This is a genomic window from Streptomyces blattellae, assembly GCF_009709555.1.
Classification (GTDB): Bacteria; Actinomycetota; Actinomycetes; order Streptomycetales; family Streptomycetaceae; genus Streptomyces; species Streptomyces blattellae.
Genome location: NZ_WJBG01000196.1, coordinates 12,368 through 30,435, shown reverse-complemented (window position 1 = coordinate 30,435; position 18,068 = coordinate 12,368). Strand labels below are relative to the sequence as shown.

Below are 18,068 nucleotides of genomic sequence, written 5' to 3'. Positions count from 1 at the left end.
TCCACGAGGCTGCCGGTGAGGGCCAGGGCCGCGTAGGCGAGCAGCCCGAACGCCGTCCACACCAGCAGATGTCCGGCACGCGACCTCACGTGTTCAAGCCGGAGTGCGGGCAGGGGAGCCGGGCCTGACCCGCAGGTGATCAACGCCAAGCTCAGACATCCTTGATCTGGACGCGGTCGCCGCACAGCTTCGACCAGTCGTCGCGGTCCGAAGTCAGCACCAGGACGGGCGCCGGGACGCGGAGCGCCATCGCGGCGACGAGAGCATCGACGGCGTACTTGTGGCCGTGCAGGCCGCCGGCGTCGCTCAGCAGCTGTACCGCAGTGAGGCTGTCCGCCTGGGTGACGTCCTGGACCTGAAGACGGGAGAGCACCCAGTGCAGCCGGGCGGTATCCGTCTTGCCGTAGACGGCCTCCACAACCGTCAGCGCCGACACGAGGACGGGCACGCCGACGCGCCGGCCGGCTTCGATCCGGGTGACCATTCGGCGGTCGTTGCGCAGGAGCAGCGACAGCGCCTGGGAATCCAGAACCAGGGACCTGGCCGCGGGTGCCTTCATGCGGCGCTGTCGCCGGACGCGTACGGTGCCGGTGCGTCACCGAACAGTTCGCGCTGCGCCGCCTGGATTTCGGCCTCGCTCAGCGGCTCGTGCTCGGCTTCGTAGGCGGCCACGATCTCGGCGAGGCCGTCCATCGCCAGCTGATGCCGGACCGCCGCGGTCACGTACGCGGACATGCCGCGCTTGCCGGTGCGCGTTCGCAGAGCACCGAGGAGTTCTGAGGGCATCGAGACGGAGATGTTCTCCGTGCCACCAGGGCGGGGTGACTTCACGGTGCCATTCTAGTACATCAACTATTACAGCGTCTGGGATGCTGCGCAGCCTGCATCCGGCGCGGGCGTCGATGTGTAATCTTGGCGCCCGTATGGGCGATGCCGGTGACGGCATGAGCGGCGGCTGTGACGGGACGCGGGACACCCGCGGGCCGATCCGTGTCGTCGTGGTGGACGATCAGCCCCTGATCCGGGCGGGGTTCGCGATGGTGCTGGCCGCGCAGAGCGACATCGAGGTCGTGGGGGAGGCGGAGAACGGCGCGGACGCCCTGGCGTTGCTGGCCCGGACCATGGCCGATGTCGTCATCATGGACATCCGTATGCCCGTCATGGACGGGCGGAGGCGACCCGGCGTCTGGGGCAACGCCCGGACATGCCCAGGGTGTTGGTGCTCACCACGTTCGACACCGACGAGGACGCCTTCGCCGCGCTGCAGGCCGGAGCGAGCGGCTTCCTGTTGAAGAACACCCCGCCCGAGGACGTCGTGGCGGCGATCCGGGTCGTGGCCGCCGGCGAGTCCGTCGTGGCCCCGCGCGTCACGCGTCAACTCCTGGACCGGTTCGCGGGCAAGCTGGATCCCTCGCCCCGCCACGACGAGCGGCTCGACCTGCTGACCGCGCGCGAACGGGAGGTGCTCGAACTGGTCGCCGAGGGCCTGTCCAACAGCGAGATCGCCGCTCGGCTGTTCGTCGCGGAGGGGACCGTGAAGACCCACTTCGGCAAGATCCTCACCAGGCTGGACCTGCGCGACCGGGTGCAGGCCGTCATCCGTCTGAGCGTGGTCCCGGCCTTCGTCCGGCAGGAAAGTGAGCCGCCTACGGCTCGGGTGCGGGTTGCTCCCCCGAGCCGCGGGCGATCAGCCGGGTGGGAACGGTGATGGTGTGCGCCCGGGAGCGGTCGCCGTCGAGGCGGGCCAGGGCGGTGGCGGCGGCGCTGCGGCCGATTTCTTCGGGGTCCTGGGCGACGACGGTCAGGGCGGGTTCGAGTGCCTCGGCGAGAGATACGTCGTCGAAGGCGACGACGGCTACGTCCTTGCGCTTGCTGCGGGCGAGTTCGGCGATGATGCCGAGCGCCATGATGTTGTTTCCGGCGAACAGGGCGGTGGGGGGATCGGCCAGTTCGAGGAGTTGGGAGGTCACGGCCTCGGCGCCTGGCTGGTCGTGGGCGTTGGCGACGAGCGAGCGGTCGTAGGGGATGTCGGCTTCTTGCAGGGCCGCGCGGTATCCGGCGAGGCGTTCGCGGCGGGTGTAGAGCTTGACGGGCAGGTCGCCTACGAATCCGATGCGGCGGTGCCCGTGGGCGATCAGGTGGGCGACGCCTTCTTGGGCTCCCGCACGGTTGGAGCTGACGATGCTGTCGGTGGACAGGCCGACTCCGGGGCGGTCGAGGAAGACGATGGGCAGTTCCGCCGTGCGGTGGGACTTGAGGTGGGTGTGGTCGGCGCCGACGGACGGCACGACGATCAGGATGCTGACGCGGCGGGCGAGGAACTTGTCCGTCAGGGCGCGTTCGCGGTCGGGGTCGTCCGCGGAGGAGCCCATGAGCAGGGTCAGTCCGCGGTCCCGGACGGTGTCCTCGATGCCGCGGGCCACGGCTCCGAAGAAGGGGTTGGCGAGATCAGGGATGACCAGGCCGACGGTGGTGTCGGGGCCGCCGACGCGGATGTTGCGGGCCATGAGGTTCGGCTGGAAACCGAGCTTGGCCACGGCGGCGAGAACCTGCTCCCTGGTCTGTTCCGAGGCGTATCCGTCCTCGTTGAGAACCCGGGAGACAGTTTTGGCGCTGACGCCCACTTCTCGGGCGACGTCTGCCATGGTCGGGCGGCGGTTCGCTGCCATGGAGGAAACAGTCTCCTGTGCTCGTCGGTTCCGGCCGCGGCCTCGGCCGGAACCTGTGAGTGCTTCAGTCCTGTCGTCAGTCGGCCTGGACGCCCGCGGCCTTCGCCGCCTGGGAATCCGCTACGACAGTACCTCCGGCCTCGTCGACACCGAGCGCGCCGGTCATGATCGCGACGACCTCCGCCATGGAGTAGTCGGACGGCTTGATCAGGGCCGCGCGCCGGCCGAGGCGGTGGACGTGGATACGTACGCCCCGTACGGGCCCCCCTTCAACGCCGCCCTGGCCCCGCTGATCGAGGAGGACGCCTCGGTCCTGACGTTCCTCGATCCGCTGACCACGCATCCGTGACGAGCGTGCGGCGCCCCCGCGCAGGAGTTCAGGGAGATCGACTGCCAATTCACTCGCCCGCCAACGTGATCACGGCTAACGTGCGCGAGGTGATGACGGCTGACGATGTGTTGTCCATCCTCGGCGTGCTGCGGAAGGCGGGCGTCGACGTCTGGATCGGCGGTGGCTGGGGCATCGACGCCCTGGTCGGCGAGCAAACCCGCCAGCACCGCGATGTGGATGTGATGCACCGCAGGGACCAGGAAGCGGCCGCCATGGCGGCTCTCGCGGACGCCGGGTTCGTCGAGACCCTCGACTGGCGCCCTGTACGGTTCGTCGTCACCGACCCTCATGACCGGGAGATCGATCTTCACCCTCTGATCTTTGCCGCGGACGGCTCCGCCGTGCAGGCGTCACCCGACCCTGAGCACCCGTTCACCTATCCCGCCTCGTGCTTTGTCACGGGCACGCTCCTCGGGACCGCCGTCCCGTGCCTGTCGCCCGAGCAGCAGGTCTACTTCCACCAGGGCTACGAACCTGCTGATCACGACCGTCACGACATGGCTCAGCTCCGGCGGACGTTCGGGATCACCACCCACTTCTGACCGGTTCTCCGAGTGAAATGCGCCGCGAGTCGTGCGCCGGAAGCCGCTTGTGGCCGCGACCGGCGCACGGCCCCCGCGGCTCGTCACCGCCAGATGGACTTCAGCTGCCAGGCCCGCATGTGGTCGAGGGTGGCGGTGCCGCCCTCGGCGAAGACCTCGACGCCGGTGCTGGAGGGGTCGGGAAAGATCTGGTCGGTGATCACGGCTTCGCCGTTGCCGCCGAAGACCTCGACGGACGACGAGTCGACGAGGATCCGCAGCTTGACCTTGCCGTTCTTGGCCTTCAGGGGTGCGGTCCGGACGCCGGGGAAGGTGCTGCTGAAGTCTCCGGCGCCGGAGTGGGTGCGGTCGACGTACAGCTCCTGGGTTGTGGCGTCGTAGCCGATGACGGTCTCCTCGCCGCCTGCGCCGGTGCGCACCTTCAGGCCGAAGCGGTCGGCGTCCTTGAGGGAGAAGGTCGCCTCGATGTCGAGTGTCTTGCCCTTGGCCCCACGGCTGGTCATGGGCTTGGAGGCGTTCTTCACGGTGATACGGGACGCCGTGGCCGGGCGCTTCTGCCCCGTCGCCCTCTGGTGGTGACCGGGCCCGAGGAGTACGGCTGTACTCAGGAACGGCTGGGCGGCTTCGTCGACATCTATGCGCAGGCCGGGATCGAGCTCGGCCCCCGCAGCATCATCGGAAGTGACTTCCTGTTCGACAGCGCCCGGAGCGCGGTCGTACAAGCTCTCGCGGACGGCGTGGAGTTCGATGCGGTCTTCGGGCACAACGACCCCACGGCGGCCGGTGTCCTCGCGGCATTGCACGAGGCCGGACTCCGGATTCCGCGGGATGTCGCCGTGGTGGGGTTCGACGACGTCGAGCTGGCGTCGTACACCTATCCGGCATTGACCACCATCCGCCAGCCGATGCGGGAAATGGGCGAGGCAGCGGCCCGTCTGCTGCTCGACCATGTGCGGAGATCGCCGGAGGCCGCTCCCTCGCGCATCATTCCCACCAGCCTCGTGATCCGTGGCTCGACGTCGGTGACGAGCCCGAACTGACGCGACGTCATCGCGATGTGCACGTGATGGCGCCTCGCAGCCGGGCGGTGCGTTGCCGGTGACGCACCGCCCTCCGTCTCCTTGAAACCTCGGCGAACCACTTCGGCCTCGCCTTCCTCACAACTCCGGTTGCTGCCGCCGCGTTCACGCGGCACCGCCCCACATGCGCCTTTCCGCCCGCCGGTTCCCGATCCGGGACACCGAACGGTGCGCCTGGCAGACCCGCCCGGCCGCTACCCCATCCCGCGTCGCATGCTGCAGCCGCGACCTGCGGCACACCGCCGATGCCGCTGCCACCGCAGACGGTCTCCACTCATGCGCTGACCCATCCGGGCATCCGCCCGGTCTCACCCTCGCCCCCGCGCCTGTATCGCTCAACGGCAAGGAGCCGCATCATGCGTATCACCACCCGTCACACTGCCAGAACTGTCCAGACTCTGTGCGTCACCGTCACGGCTGCCCTGGTGGCCACCGGCTGTGGCCGGAGCGAGGATTCCGGGTCCGGCAACGACGCCCCTGCGACGATCAGCAGCGGCAAGGCCACCGGCAAGGTCGTCATGTGGTCCATGGGCGACACCGACAAGTCTCTCGAAAGCCTGGCCAAGAAGTTCGAGCAGGAGAACCCCGACGCCGATGTCCAGATCACCGCGGTGCCCTGGGACGCCGCCCACGACAAGCTGACCACCGCGATCGCCGGCGGCAACACCCCGGACGTGTCCGTGATCGGCACCACGTGGATGGCCGAGATGGCCGCCATGAACGGCTTGCAGGCCACCCCGACGTCGATCAAGTCGTCGGACTTCTACTCCGGCCAGTGGGACACCACGAAGTACAAGGACACCTCGTACGGCGTCCCGTTCATCGCCGACACCACGGCGGTCTACTACCGGACCGACCTCACCACGAAGGCAGGCATCGAGGGACCCCTCGCCGGCGACCGGGACGGATACCTGAAGGACCTCGAAGCCATCCAGGCCACCGCGGGCAAGGAGAACCCCGGGCTGAGCCACGCCACGGGCCTGGTGATGGGGTTCAACTCCTGGATCTTCTGGCTGCCGATGGTCTGGCAGCAGGGTGGTGACATCTACGACGCCGAGGCCGAGAAGTTCACCTTCGACACACCCGAGGTCGCGGAGGCTCTGGAGTACTACGCGAGCGTCCCGCAGCAGGGCCTTGCGCCGACCGACAAGGCGGACAACCTGCAGGACTTCCGGGACGGGCGGACCGCCACCTACCAGGAAGGCGCCTGGGCCGGAGGCAGCCTCCGCAACGACTCCCCGGAGCTTGACGGCAAGTGGAAGACCATGCCGGTGCCGTACACCGAGCAGCCCGCCGGGTTCGCCGGCGGCTCCGACCTGGCGGTGTTCAAGGACGCAGAGAATCCCGACGCCGCATGGAAGTTCGCCCAGTTCCTCACCGAGCCCGCCAACCTCGCGACCTATGCCAAGGCCACCGGCAGCCTGCCCCCTTCGCCCCAGGCGTGGACCGAGGGGAATCTGGCCGAGGACGAGAACATGAAGGCGTTCGCCGCGCAGCTTGAGGTCAGCAAGGCGCCGCCTGCCATCACGACCTGGCAGCAGATCGCCGACACCATCGACTCCGAACTGGAGAAGCTGGCCCTCGGCGACGCCAGCGTCGCCGAGGTGCAGCAGTCGTTGCAGTCCAAGGCCACCAGCATCGGCACCGGCCGCTGAGCGCCGCCGCCTGAGCACCCCTCGTACGGACGGATGACCTCCATGTCCACGAAAACGCTGCCCGAGCGGGGCGACACCCACGAGCGGAGCACCGCACGGCCGAAACGGAGTGCCGGTCGTCGGCCCTCCGTGCTCCGGGACACGGCGCGCGGCAGGCAGGCCCGGGCCGCCTGGATCCTCGCCGCCCCGTTCCTCGCGCTGTTCGCGGCCTTCATGCTGCTGCCGGTGGTGTGGTCGCTGCTGATGAGCCTGACCGACACCAAGAGCGCGGACCTGCGCACCCCGCTGAACGTGTCGTTCACCGGCCTCGACACCTACGTGCGGCTCTTCCAGGACGAGCAGTTCTTCCACGCCCTGCGCAACACGGGCGTGTTCGTCCTGGTGGCCCTGCCCCTGACGCTGGCCGCCGGGCTCACCGCGGCGGTCGCCCTCGACCGCGGCATCCGCCGCTTCCGGGCCGTCTTCCGGGTCGGTTTCTACCTGCCGGTGATCACCAGCATCGTGGCCGTCGCCGTGGTCTGGCGGACGCTCCTGGAACCGCGCTCGGGACTGGTGAACACCGTCCTGGGCTGGTTCGGGATCGACGGCCCGGCCTGGCTGGCCGACACCCGCTTCGCCCTGCCCGTCATGATCGTGATGGCGGTGTGGCGCAACCTCGGCACCGTCATGATCATCATGCTGGCGGGACTTCAATCCGTGCCCCAGTCCCTGATGGAAGCGGCCGAACTCGACGGCGCCGGACCATGGCAGCGGTTCTGGCGGGTCACCTTCCCGCTGCTGCGCCCCGCCCTGCTGCTGACCGCCGTGACCACCGGCATCGGCTATCTGCAGTTCTTCGACGAGCCGTTCGTGATGACGGGTGGCGGGCCGCTGGACTCCACCCTGTCGGCCACGTTGTACGCCTACAACCAGTTCGGCAACGGCAACTACGACATGGCGTCGGCCGCCGGCTACATCATCTTCGTCCTCATCGTCGCGCTGACCGTGCTGCAGTTCCGGCTGCTGCGAGACAAGGACTGACGCCCCATGAGCACCCTCTCCACTCTCCGAACGCCACACCCGGGCACGGACCGCGCCCTGAGGCGCCGCCGCATCCGGCGGACCTGGGGCCAACCCTGGCTGTACATACCGCTCGCCGGCGCCCTGCTGCTGATGATCACGCCGTTCCTGTGGATGCTCTCCGGTTCCTTCAAGCCCGAGGCCGACATCCGCAGAATCCCGCCCGTCCTGATCCCCACCGCGCCCACGACCGCCAACTACGGTGAGCTGTTCAGCACGCTCGACTTCACGGGCATGTTCGCCAACTCCGTGATCGTGGCCCTCGCCGTCACCGCCGGGAACCTGATCTTCTGCTCGATGCTCGGATACGCCCTGGCCAAGCTGGAGTTCCGCGGACAGCGCGCCGTTTTCCTGCTGGTCATGGGGACGCTCATGATCCCCGGCCTGGTCACCTTCGTCCCCCTGTACGTGCTGGTGGCCAACATGCAGCTGACCGGCTCCCTGCTCGGGCTGATCCTGCCCTTCCTGGCCACCCCCTTCGGGGTGTTCCTGATGCGGCAGTTCCTCTCCACCCTGCCCGACGAACTCATCGACGCCGCCCGCGTCGACGGCTGCCGCGAACTGGCCATCTTCGCAAGGATCATCCTGCCGCTGACCAAGCCGGCCCTCGCCACCCTCGGGATCATCACCTTCCTCGGTTCCTGGAACAACTTCCTGTGGCCGCTGGTCGTGGCCCAGAACGAGAGCCAGTACACCCTCCCCGTCGGCCTCGCCCTGGCCAGCAGCGGACAGTCCTTCACCCGCTTCGGCATCCTGCTCGCCGGTGCCGTGGTCGTCCTGCTGCCGGTGATGATCGTCTTTCTCCTCTTCCAGCGCCAGTTCGTGGCCGGCATCGCCACCACCGGCCTGAAGTGACCCACCGCGGCCCTGTGCCGCCCCGGCTTCCGCCCGGCGCGGCGGGCCGACGGCACGTGACCACCGCGGCAGGTGGCAGCGCCCTTGCGGCGACGCGCTCGCCGTCGCCGGTCAACTCTCTCACCTATCTCTTACCTCGTACGACTCATCACTTGGAGAACACAGTGGGACAGCCGGTCCGCTCTGCGGCGTACCTGGATCCGGAAGCCTCCGTGGAAGCGAGGATCGAGGATCTGCTGTCACGGATGACCCTGCCGGAGAAGGTCGGGCAGCTGCTGATGCTCGACGCACAACACGGGGATCTCGCGGACATCGTGTCGGCCAAACTCGCCGGATCGGTCCTGCATGTCTCTCCCGAACTGATGCCCAAGGCCATGGAGCTGGCCCAGCGCACACGGCTCGGCATTCCGCTGCTGACCGCCGACGACGGCATCCACGGCCACTCGTTCTGGCCGGGTGCGACGATCTTCCCGACTCAGCTGGCCATGGCCTGCAGCTGGGACCCCGCCTTGCTCCACCGGGTGGCCCGTGCGGCCGCGACCGAAATCGCGGCGACCGGAATCCACGGGACCTTCTCCCCGGTGCTGTGCATCACCCGGGACCTGCGCTGGGGCCGGATCAACGAGACGTTCGGCGAGGACCCCTTCCTGATCGGGGAGTTGGGAGCGGCGATGGTCCGCGGCTACCAGGGCGAGGGCCTCAGCGACCCGACAGCGGTGCTGGCGTACGCCAAGCACTTCGCGGGCTACTCCGAAACCCTGGGCGGGCGCGACGCGAGCGAAGCCGAGCTCAGCCCCCGCAAGCTGCGCTCGTGGTTCCTGCCCCCGTTCGAGCAGGCGGCCCGGGCCGGCTGCCGCGCCTTCATGCTGGGCTATCAGTCGATCGACGGAGTACCCATCACCGCCAACGACTGGCTGATCAACGATGTGCTCAAGGGCGAGTGGGGCTTCACCGGCACGCTGGTGACCGACTGGGACAACGTCGGCCGGATGGTCTACGACCAGCGGACCTGCGCCGACTACGCCGAGGCCGCAGCGGTCGCCGTCAACGCGGGCAACGACCTCATCATGGCCACACCGCAGTTCTTCGAGGGCGCCCAGGAGGCGGTCGCCCGCGGCCTGATCGAGGAGAAACAGATCGATGACGCCGTACGGCGGGTCCTGCGGCTGAAGTTCGAACTCGGGCTCTTCGAGGACCCCCGCACCCCCGCCCCCGAGCGGCAGGCACAGGTGATCGGCTGCCGTGCACACGCCGACCTCAACCTTGAGACCGCTCGGCGCTCCCTGGTGCTGCTGCGCAACGAAGGGATCCTGCCTCTCGAAGGCGGGTTGGCCTCGGACGGAACCGGCCGCGCCGTGAGTCGGGGCGCACCGCGGACGATCGCGGTCATCGGCCCCAACGCCGACAGCGCGGAAGCCATGCTCGGCGACTGGGCGGGCGCCACCGGCCAGGTCCCCTGGATGCCCGAAGGACATCCGCGCGAGTCGGTGGAGACGGTGCTCGACGGCCTTCGCGCCGTCGTCCCAGCCGACTGGACCATCACGTACGCCCGCGGAGCCGACATCGAAAGCCCCGCCTCCAACTCCGGGTGGTCCCTCGGGCCGGACGGTCAACCACAGCCGGCCGTTTTCACCCCCGCCCTGGTCGACCCGTCACAACTTCGGGAGGCCACCGCCACCGCAGAGGCCGCCGACTACGCCGTCGTGGTCGTCGGTGACACCATCGCCCTCACCGGCGAGGTGCGCTCGACGGCCACGCTCGACCTCCAAGGGGGCCAGATCGCGCTGCTGGACGCGGTCGCCGCCACCGGAACACCCATGATCATCGTACTCGCCCAGTCCAAGCCGAGCACCCTCCCGGACTCGGCACTGAACTCGGCAGCACTCATCGAGGTGTTCAACCCGGGCATGCGCGGTGGCCGTGCCATCGCCGAGCTCCTCCTCGGGCTCATCGAGCCCAGCGGCCGGCTCCCGGTCTCCTTCGCACGCCACGTCGGGCAGCAACCGGTCTTCTACAACCAGGTGCGAGGCCAGCACGGAAACCGCTACGCGGATCTCACCCAGGACCCCCTGTTCGCGTTCGGCGAGGGCCTCACCTATACCACCGTCACCTACACCGACCTGGTCGTGCACAACCCGGACGTCACGGCCGACGGCATCATCAACGCCACGGTCCGACTCACCAACAGCGGCGCCCGTCCGGCCCTGGAAACGGTCCAGGCATACATCAGCGACCTGACCACCAGCGTCACCTGGGCCGAGCAGGAGCTGAAGGGTTTCACCCAGGTCGAGATCGGTCCCGGCGAAAGCGTGGACGTCCGCCTCAGTATCCCCGCCTCGCAGTGCTCACTCGTCACGGCCGACAACCGCCGAGTGGTCGAACCAGGTGCGTTCATGCTCCGTGCCGGCCCCAGCTCACGGCGGGAGCAGCAGCTGCGCGCGGAGTTCCGCATCCGGACCTGAAGGCCGCACACATGAACCACCGCCCCGTCGGCCAGCCGCCCCGCCCATCAGAGGGCCGGCGGGGCGGTCCCCTGCCATACGGAAAGGCACGCGTGTGTCCACCCCCGAGATGGCAGGTGTGTGGCACGTTCGGCGTGGTCGGTGGTGAGGTGACGTTGTGGGACCCCGAATCGGGCGACGCCTTCCCAGTGCCCTCTGCAGTCAGGGCGTGATTGCAAGCGTTCGTAGGGCTGCCGCCGAAGCGACCAGGCCCTGCCGCTCCAGCCTGGCGATCACGTCGTCCACTGTGCCTGGCGGCTTTCGCCAGCTGTCCGCGATCCTCTGCACCGCGCCGTAGACGACCTGCGGGGCCAGATCGATCTGTGCCTCCAGGAAGGCGTCCGGATGCACAGCTTCGACGTCCCAGGGGGCCAGGGCTTCGGCAGGGAAGTCCTTCAGGTTGAAGGTGACGACGACCTGTGCCTTGGCCCGGATCGCCGCGGCCAGGACATGCCGGTCGTTCGGGTCTGGCAGCTCCACGGCATCGATCAGTGGTTCGTGTCCCTTGACCAGACAGTCCCGGATTGCAGCGTTCATCAAGGCGCGGACACGGTCGAGCTTCTCGGGTGGGATGTCCGGGTGGTTCTTGAGGATGTTACGGAATGTCTCGTCGAGGATCTGATCGGTCCACTTGGCTGGACGAGGCCACCCTGCGCGATTCGGATGAGGCTGTCGCGCAGGGTGCTGGGGTAGAGGACGTTGGCGTCGTAGATGGCGACGAAGGCCATGTGCTAGATCATTCCCATTTCCTGGCCGAGCTGGGTGAGCTCGTCGGCGGCTTCGCGGCGACGCTGGTCGTCCTTGCGCTTGTACTCCAGGAGCGACGACGCGGTGATCCGCCGATGTGTGCCGACGGTTCGGTATTCGATTTCTCCGGCATCGAGCAGCCCGATCAGGAATGGCCGCGACACGTTGATCATGTCTGCTGCCTGCTGTGTGGTGAGTTCGGCGTCGGACGGGACGACCGAGACAGCGTGGCCGGCCCCCAGGTGGGCCAGCATGGTGGCGAGCAGTTCCACGGCCTCGCGGGGTAGGGCGAGGGGCTCGTAATCTCCGTCCTCGACCGTCACGGTGATCTCTGCGAGGTCCTGGTGTGCCGCCAGGTAGCTGCCGACCTGTACGAGCGCGTGAGCTGCAGCCGCGGCCTTCTCAGGTGGCAGCTTTACGGGTCGGATGTCTGTCTTGGTCATGGTGCGCCCCTGTCGGTGCGGGAAGCAGGCGTCGAGGTCTGCCTACACCCATTATTCGAAACAATCGAAGTAAACGCAACAAGTGAAACAAGATGATGGTTCGGGAGGCTGTCGAGCCTGCGGTACTCCGAACATCCGGCCCTCTTCGCCAAGGGAACAGCAAGCTGATGGCTTCGGCCGCGCGTCTTGCCGGGGCTCCGTGCACCAAGGGGCGTACCAGGCCGCGCAGTTGAGGAGGGAGAGTAGGTGGTGGCCAAATGCACCGAGGGGGACCCCGTGCCCTCCGCGTGCCCAATCTCGGGGCGTGTCGGGGGGTGAGGGCCGACAAATGGTCTGGCCAGCAAATAAGCCCCAGGTCGCTGACGACCTGAGGCTTTAAGGAGAGCGGGTGAGGAGAATCGAACTCGCGCTCTCAGCTTGGGAAGCGACGACGCTTGCGGAGCAGGATGCCTTCTGACCTGGGCGTATGCGCTTTGGCGTGGCGCCCGGCGGCCTGGGACCGCACTGCTGTTGACCGTGGTTGACCGGTCTCAAAGGCACGCTGTGGGCACGCCGACGACTCAGAGGTGCGGGAAGCTGCCCTCGGCGGCCAAGGAGCAACCGAGTTGTCGATGGGAGCGCCCGCCGGAGAGGCGTCATCGCGGAAGCACACAAAGGGCTCAGTAGCGACGGAGTATCGGGGCGGAGATGGGGCGGAGCAGCTCCCCCGACGCGGGTTTGCCCCGGGCGGGCACCGCCGAGGTGGCAGAACGGGGCTACTTCACCGAAGTGGGTCCGCGAGGAGGTGTCGGAACGTCACGCCCGGATCGACGTCCACGTGAGGATGACGGTTGCCGCCCCCAGCCAAACCTGGGCCATGCACCGCACCGGTACCGGAAGGACGGCCCCTGGGTGATCGGCGCCGACTCAGCGGTTCCGCGTACGGGCCTCACCATGACCGCCCACGACGACCACTCTCACCCTGCCCTACGCACCGAATCCCGGATCACGAGCTGCGTACTCAGCACGACGTGGTCGTCGGAGGTGAACCCCACCTCCCGTTCCAGAGCGAGGCGTACGGCGGTGCGGCCCAGTTCTTCGTACGGCACGCGGACCGTGGTGAGGGCGGGGGTGAGGTCGGCGGCAAAGGGAACGTCGTCGAAGCCGACCAGGGAGACATCGCGCGGGACGCGCAGGCCGGCCTCGCGCAGGGCGGCCAGCGCCCCCAGGGCGACTGCGTCGGACCCCGCGAAGACCGCCGTGAACTCCACCCCCGCACGCAACGCCTCCCGCGTGCGCAGGTAGCCCGACTTCCGGGTGTAGTCCCCGGAGGTGTCCAGTCCCTCGTCATGGGGCGTGCCGTGGGCGCGCAGGGCGTCGTGGTAACCCAGGCGGCGCTCGTCCGCGCTGCTGAAGCCGGGGGTGCCGCCGAGGAAGAGGACGCGCTGGTGTCCGGAGGTGAGCAGGTGTGCCGTGGCCTGGAAGGCGCCGCCGCGGTTGTCGTAGTCCACGACCGTCACCGGGACGCCTTTCGGCAGGGGCGGCCGGCCGCACAGCACCAGCCGGGAGCCGGCGCAGTCCAGCGCCTTGGCGTAGCTGGCCATCCGCCGGTGGTAGGCGTCGTCCGGCACCGCGCCGCCGACGAGGATGACCGCTGCCGCGTGCTGTTCCCGCATGAGCTGGACGAGGTCGTCCTCCCGCTTCGTGTCGCCCTTGGTGGAACAGACCAGGCTCAGGCGTCCGCGGCTGCCGGCCTCCTCTTCCGCTCCGGCGGCCACGTGGGCGAGGGACGGGCCGGTGATGTCCTTGAGGACGAGGGCGATGGGCCCGGCGACGCGTCCGGAGAGGGCTTTGGCGTGGACGTTCACGACGTAGTGGAGGGAGTCGACGGCGGCCATGACCCGCGCCCTGGTTTCCGCGGACACCGGATAGTCGCCCGCCAGCGTTCGGGAAACGGTTGCTACGGAGACCCCGGCCTTCGCGGCGACATCGCGGATCGTGCTCGGCCTGTCGGCCGCGCTTCCCTTCCGCTTCGACTTCTTCGCTTCGCGGCCGCCGGGCGGGCCTTCTTCCTCGTCCGTCACGACTCCGACGTTACTGCATGGCTCCGTCTGGTCGGCCTGCCGATCCGATAAGTACTCTCCATCGGATAGTAATCGTTTTCCATCCTGCTCGGTTTCGCTCGCGCCCGCCGGAGCCGCCATGCCTCCCCCCACCTGCGCTGGGGCAGCGACGATTTGTCCCTGCTCATTGCCCATGATCCGGCCGAACCCATGCGGTTGCTGGGCGCGGGTGCGGCGTCCGGCCTGCCCGACCCGGAGCGGCAGCCGGACCTGTGCGCGCGCCTCGGCCGCGCCGCGCTCCCGCTTGTCGAGATACAGACCTCGGGCAGCGGCAGGCTGGGCACGTCCGGGAAGCGTCATGTGGACGGGGCCGTGGCGCGCGACCTTCGGTACGCCGGGCACGAGGAGCACCGGGAGGGCGTGGCAAGCACCCTGCTGGTCCATCTGCTGTCCCGCCTGCCCATCCAATCCGTCACCGACCAGCAGGACTTCCGGCTGCTTCCCGCAATCGCCGCCGCCGCGCCCACGGCCGTCACGCCCGAACAGGGCGCCATCTGGGCCTACCCGCTGCCCGAGCACACCGAGGCCGATCTCGGCACCGTCATGACGTCGGCCCTGCTCGGCCGGATCCACCTCAGCGGACGCCCCGACCTGCTCACTGAGCGGCAACTGGACGTCGTACGGCGGGCGGTGGACACGTACAAGACATACCGCCACCTCCTGCCGGCTGCTCGCCTGCGCCGGCTGCTCGCCACCTCCGGCTGCTCGCCCGCGCCGGCTGCTCGCCCGCGCCGGCTGCTCGCCCGCGCCGGCTGCTCGCCACCTCCGGCCGCTCGCCACCTCCGGCCGCTCGCCCGCGCCGGCCGCTCGCCCGCGCCGGCCGCTCGGCCTGCCCGGCCGGCGCGACGGCTGGACCGCCCTCGCGCTGACCCTTGAGAACGACTCGACCCTGCTCGCCGTGTGGCGCCGTGACGGCACGCCGGAGGTGGTTGACCTTCCGCTGCCCTGGGTGCCGGAAGGGCACCGGCCGAGGGCGTTGTTCGCCACCGGGTCCGGGCCGTCGCTCGAGTGGGACAGCCGCCGGCGAGCCCTGCGGGTGGGGCTGTCGTCCGCAACGGCGGTCCTGATCGCCTTCGGCGGACTCGGTACCGCACGCTGAACACGGACACACGCGACATCAGCCGCAGTCCTGTCCCCGACCCGACGAACAGGCCAGGGCGGGCTGCCGTGCCCGCCGCCGTGGCAGGCGCAGGAGCCATGGCGTTCAGTGCGGGGCGGCACGCACTGTGACGCCCTGCCCGCGTCGCCGACCAGCCCCGTGCTGCCGCACGAACACCCGCGGCGCAACGGCAAGGGCGCCGCCCGCCGCCCGGTGCGACTGCCCCGCCCGGATCAGGCGCTGTTGACCAGATCGGCTCGGCGTACCGCGTGTGCGAGCGGCGATCCCGCGCGGAGCAGCGCCAGTTCGTCCACGACGGTGCGCCCGAGCCGCTCCAGTTCGTTGCCGAGCGAGCCCGCGATGTGTGGGGTGAGGAAGACGTTCGGCAGTCCGTACAGGGGTGAGTCCGCGGGCAGCGGCTCCGGCTCCGTCACGTCGAGCACCGCGCTGATCCGCCCACTGACCAACTCGTCCTGGAGCGCGCCGGGTTCCACGAGCGCACCCCGCGAGGTGTTGACGAGGACTGCGCCGTCCGGGATCAGCGCGAGGCGCCGGCGGTCGAGCATGCGGTAGGTCTCGGGGGTGTCCGGCGCGTGCAGGCTCACGATGTCGGCGGTGCGCAGCAACTCGTCGAGTGGCAGAGGCACGGCGCCCAGCGTGGCGGCCTCGACGTCGTCGACGTAAGGATCGTGGAGTGTGACCGTCAAGTCGAAGGGCCGCAGGAGCTCCAGGACCCGGCGGCCGACTCGGGAAGCGCCGATGATCCCGATCCGCCGGCCAAGGTTGCCGACGCTCGTGCAATCCCCGGGTGCCGGGTACCTGCGCTCGTTCCGGAACCGCTCCCGCAGGCCGAACGCGTCCTTGCCCGCGAACAGGATCGCGGCGAGCGTGTACTCCGCGACCGGCAGCGCGTTGGCGTCGACCGCGCTGGAGACGGCGATCCCGCGTTCCCAGACCGCGTCGCCGACCCAGCCGCGCACGCTGCCCGCGGCGTGCAGCAGGGCTCGCAGCCGGGGCGCGGCCGCCAGCACGTCCGTGTCGACGGGCGGGCAGCCCCAGCCGGTGATCAGCACGTCCGCCTCCGCCAGAACCCCGGCCACGTCCGGATCGGCGAAGTCCTGTATGACCAGCGCGGGATCGATCTGGCCCAGAGACCGGAGTCGGGCCATGAGCCGAGGCGGAAAGAGCTCGGGAAGGTGCACCGGATTCATGGCGAACACGGCGCGAGGCAGCTGCGGCATGGGCAGGGACTCCGGCGAATGGAAGAAGTGTAGTAACCGTATTCTAAAGTAGAAAGAGTCTCGACTACCAGTCAATGCTGCCGTGAGGCGCGCGTCCGCTGTCCTCCTGCGTCACCAGATCGAGGGATTCAGAGAAACCGCAGGTGAAAGAGCATGTCGCGTTACCTCGGGGAAAGCTTGACGAAACATGCAAGCACCTTCCCCTTGTGGAAAACTGCCCAGAGGTCCTACGGTCCCACAGCAAACGGTTACACAACGCGTCACCGTTTCCCTCCCACCACTCCAGCTGCCCGCGCCCTTCTCCCCACCGCAGGCGCTGTCCCGCCTTTCCGGAGGACCGATGAGCACCCCCCGTACCAGAGCCGTGACCGGCGCGGCTGCCGCCCTCTCCCTGTCCCTCGTCCTGGCAGCCTGCGGCGGCGGTGGTGACACCGACTCGGCGGCGAAGACCACCAAGGGCGATGTGAGGCTGGAGTTCTGGAGCTGGACCGAGGGCATCGAGGCCCAGGTCAAGGTCTGGAACAAGGCGCATCCCGAGACCCAGGTGAAGTTCGTCAATGCTGCCGGCGACACCGTTTACCAGAAGCTGCGTGCCGCCATCACGTCCGGCAACGCACCGTGTCTGTCCAAGATGGACGGGATGAACCTGGCGAACTTCGCCGCCGACGGACTGCTGACCGACATCACCAAGGTCGCCGCACCGTACAAGTCCCGCTACACGGCGCCGGCCTGGAACGCGGTCAGCCCCGGCGGTGCCACCTACGGCATCCCCACCGGCTCCTCCCCCTTGTTCACCGCCTACCGCGCGGACCTGTTCCAGAAGTACGGGATCAAGGCGCCGAAGACCTGGCAGGACCTGATCGACGCGGGCAAGGCGGTGCAGAAGAAGGACAAGAACGTCAAGATCTACAACATGGCCGGCGAGGACCCGAGCACCCTCGTCGACCTGTCGTGGGAGGCGGGCGCGCAGTGGTACAAGATCGCCGGTGATCACTGGGAGATCGGCTTCACCTCGCCCGAGGCGCTCAAGGCCGCTGATGTCGTGCAGCAGTTGGTCGACAACGATCTCGCCTCCAACGCCTCGTACGCCGACCCGGGCGTCTTCAAGACCTGGGACCTCGGCAAGACGATCATGATGACGACGTCGACCTGGCAGCTGCCGATCTACGACACCAACTTCCCCGAGTCCAAGGGCAAGTGGCAGCTCGCGGACTCACCGGTGTTCGACCCGGCCAAGCCGCAGACCTCCAGCAACTTCGACGTGACCGCCGTACTGAAGGGCTGCAAGTACCCGGACCGGGCCGCTCAGTTCGCGGCCTGGCTGTCCAGCAGCAAGGAGTCGCTGACCGCGCTCACCGACCCCGCGTCCAAGTCGGGGCTCTTCCCGGCGGTCAAGGACGTCTCCCCGTACGTCGACAAGATCATCCCGACCGAGATGTTCAACGGGAAGTCCGACAGCGCCCAGGTGATCACCACCGCCGCCTCCCGGGTCGGTGACCAGTGGCAGTACGGGCCGAACTACGCGGCCATGTACTCCGAGATGCAGAAGCAGTGGGGCAAGGTCATGAAGAAGGAGCTCACCGTCAAGGAGATGTTGAACCATCTCCAGGACTGGGTGCTCGCCGACCTGAAGCGCAAGGGCGTCGAGGCCGTCGCGGCCGGCTGATCCACCTGATCTGCTGATC

The 18,068-nt window shown here is 68.7% G+C and carries 15 protein-coding genes and 4 pseudogenes; 10 read left to right on the top strand and 9 right to left on the bottom strand.

The window, feature by feature from the left end; translation table 11 throughout:
- Positions 1-151: 151 nt before the first annotated feature.
- Together GFH49_RS26300 and GFH49_RS26295 are read right to left on the bottom strand one after the other, a co-directional pair.
- On the bottom strand, positions 152-559 hold the full coding sequence (locus tag GFH49_RS26300; protein ID WP_155058557.1) for a type II toxin-antitoxin system VapC family toxin: 408 nt from the start codon (positions 557-559) through the stop codon (positions 152-154).
- Positions 556-831: a hypothetical protein gene (locus tag GFH49_RS26295; protein ID WP_155058556.1), complete on the bottom strand. Its 276-nt coding sequence runs from the start codon at positions 829-831 to the stop codon at positions 556-558. Before GFH49_RS26295 ends, GFH49_RS26300 begins: the two co-directional genes overlap by 4 nt.
- 113 nt (positions 832-944) lie before the next feature.
- Between GFH49_RS26295 and GFH49_RS26290 the strand changes: the two are divergent.
- A pseudogene (locus tag GFH49_RS26290) lies at positions 945-1,708 on the top strand (response regulator).
- Here GFH49_RS26290 and GFH49_RS26285 read toward each other — a convergent pair.
- Both GFH49_RS26285 and GFH49_RS26280 read right to left on the bottom strand, forming a co-directional pair.
- The gene (locus tag GFH49_RS26285) at positions 1,647-2,669 is read right to left on the bottom strand and encodes a LacI family DNA-binding transcriptional regulator (RefSeq protein WP_155058555.1); all 1,023 of its coding nucleotides are present in this window, start codon (positions 2,667-2,669) and stop codon (positions 1,647-1,649) included. The pseudogene GFH49_RS26290 and the gene GFH49_RS26285 overlap by 62 nt on opposite strands.
- Before the next feature lie 76 nt (positions 2,670-2,745).
- A pseudogene (locus GFH49_RS26280) lies at positions 2,746-2,916 on the bottom strand (sugar ABC transporter ATP-binding protein); the annotation flags it as partial.
- Here GFH49_RS26280 and GFH49_RS40440 point away from each other — a divergent pair.
- Together GFH49_RS40440 and GFH49_RS26270 are read left to right on the top strand one after the other, a co-directional pair.
- Positions 2,917-3,018 (top strand): annotated as a pseudogene (locus GFH49_RS40440) (putative quinol monooxygenase); the annotation flags it as partial.
- Between the two features lie 92 nt (positions 3,019-3,110).
- Positions 3,111-3,602 (top strand): nucleotidyltransferase domain-containing protein, encoded by a 492-nt coding sequence (locus tag GFH49_RS26270; RefSeq protein ID WP_196218137.1) that lies wholly within the window; start codon positions 3,111-3,113, stop codon positions 3,600-3,602.
- An 83-nt stretch (positions 3,603-3,685) separates the two neighbouring features.
- On the opposite strand, the pseudogene GFH49_RS26265 reads toward GFH49_RS26270, so the two are convergent.
- Positions 3,686-4,159: pseudogene (locus GFH49_RS26265) on the bottom strand (glycoside hydrolase family 32 C-terminal domain-containing protein); the annotation flags it as partial.
- A 15-nt stretch (positions 4,160-4,174) separates the two neighbouring features.
- Here GFH49_RS26265 and GFH49_RS26260 point away from each other — a divergent pair.
- The 5 genes from GFH49_RS26260 to GFH49_RS26240 all read left to right on the top strand — a co-directional run bounded on the left by GFH49_RS26260 (position 4,175) and on the right by GFH49_RS26240 (position 10,712).
- Positions 4,175-4,642 carry a LacI family DNA-binding transcriptional regulator gene (locus GFH49_RS26260; RefSeq protein WP_268867524.1) on the top strand — a complete coding sequence of 156 codons (468 nt, stop codon included), beginning with the start codon at positions 4,175-4,177 and terminating at the stop codon, positions 4,640-4,642.
- Between the two features lie 395 nt (positions 4,643-5,037).
- Positions 5,038-6,336: an extracellular solute-binding protein gene (locus GFH49_RS26255; RefSeq protein ID WP_155058554.1), complete on the top strand. Its 1,299-nt coding sequence runs from the start codon at positions 5,038-5,040 to the stop codon at positions 6,334-6,336.
- A gap of 33 nt (positions 6,337-6,369) precedes the next feature.
- Positions 6,370-7,356, top strand: a complete 987-nt coding sequence (locus tag GFH49_RS26250) for a carbohydrate ABC transporter permease (RefSeq protein ID WP_155058553.1) — start codon at positions 6,370-6,372, stop codon at positions 7,354-7,356.
- Between the two features lie 6 nt (positions 7,357-7,362).
- Entirely contained in the window at positions 7,363-8,250 is an 888-nt protein-coding gene (locus GFH49_RS26245; RefSeq protein WP_155058552.1) for a carbohydrate ABC transporter permease, read from the top strand.
- 164 nt (positions 8,251-8,414) lie between these two features.
- Complete coding sequence (locus GFH49_RS26240; RefSeq protein WP_155058560.1) at positions 8,415-10,712, top strand: glycoside hydrolase family 3 N-terminal domain-containing protein; 2,298 nt, start codon at positions 8,415-8,417, stop codon at positions 10,710-10,712.
- Between the two features lie 201 nt (positions 10,713-10,913).
- Here the strand turns inward: GFH49_RS26240 and GFH49_RS26235 are convergent, their stop codons facing one another.
- The 3 genes from GFH49_RS26235 to GFH49_RS26225 all read right to left on the bottom strand — a co-directional run bounded on the left by GFH49_RS26235 (position 10,914) and on the right by GFH49_RS26225 (position 14,004).
- Positions 10,914-11,288, bottom strand: a complete 375-nt coding sequence (locus GFH49_RS26235; protein ID WP_408055958.1) for a VapC50 family PIN domain-containing toxin — start codon at positions 11,286-11,288, stop codon at positions 10,914-10,916.
- 194 nt (positions 11,289-11,482) lie between these two features.
- Positions 11,483-11,941 (bottom strand): helix-turn-helix domain-containing protein, encoded by a 459-nt coding sequence (locus tag GFH49_RS26230; RefSeq protein WP_155058550.1) that lies wholly within the window; start codon positions 11,939-11,941, stop codon positions 11,483-11,485.
- 956 nt (positions 11,942-12,897) lie between these two features.
- Positions 12,898-14,004 (bottom strand): LacI family DNA-binding transcriptional regulator, encoded by a 1,107-nt coding sequence (locus GFH49_RS26225; RefSeq protein ID WP_408055957.1) that lies wholly within the window; start codon positions 14,002-14,004, stop codon positions 12,898-12,900.
- Positions 14,005-14,157: 153 nt separating this feature from the next.
- Here GFH49_RS26225 and GFH49_RS40435 point away from each other — a divergent pair, with 153 nt between their 5' ends.
- Positions 14,158-14,919: an alpha-amylase family protein gene (locus GFH49_RS40435; RefSeq protein WP_230396500.1), complete on the top strand. Its 762-nt coding sequence runs from the start codon at positions 14,158-14,160 to the stop codon at positions 14,917-14,919.
- Positions 14,920-15,375: 456 nt separating this feature from the next.
- On the opposite strand, the gene GFH49_RS26215 is transcribed toward GFH49_RS40435, so the two are convergent.
- The gene (locus GFH49_RS26215) at positions 15,376-16,383 is read right to left on the bottom strand and encodes a hydroxyacid dehydrogenase (protein WP_155058549.1); all 1,008 of its coding nucleotides are present in this window, start codon (positions 16,381-16,383) and stop codon (positions 15,376-15,378) included.
- A 340-nt stretch (positions 16,384-16,723) separates the two neighbouring features.
- Between GFH49_RS26215 and GFH49_RS26210 the strand changes: the two genes are divergently transcribed.
- On the top strand, positions 16,724-18,049 hold the full coding sequence (locus tag GFH49_RS26210) for an ABC transporter substrate-binding protein (protein ID WP_155058548.1): 1,326 nt from the start codon (positions 16,724-16,726) through the stop codon (positions 18,047-18,049).
- Positions 18,050-18,068: the final 19 nt, after the last annotated feature.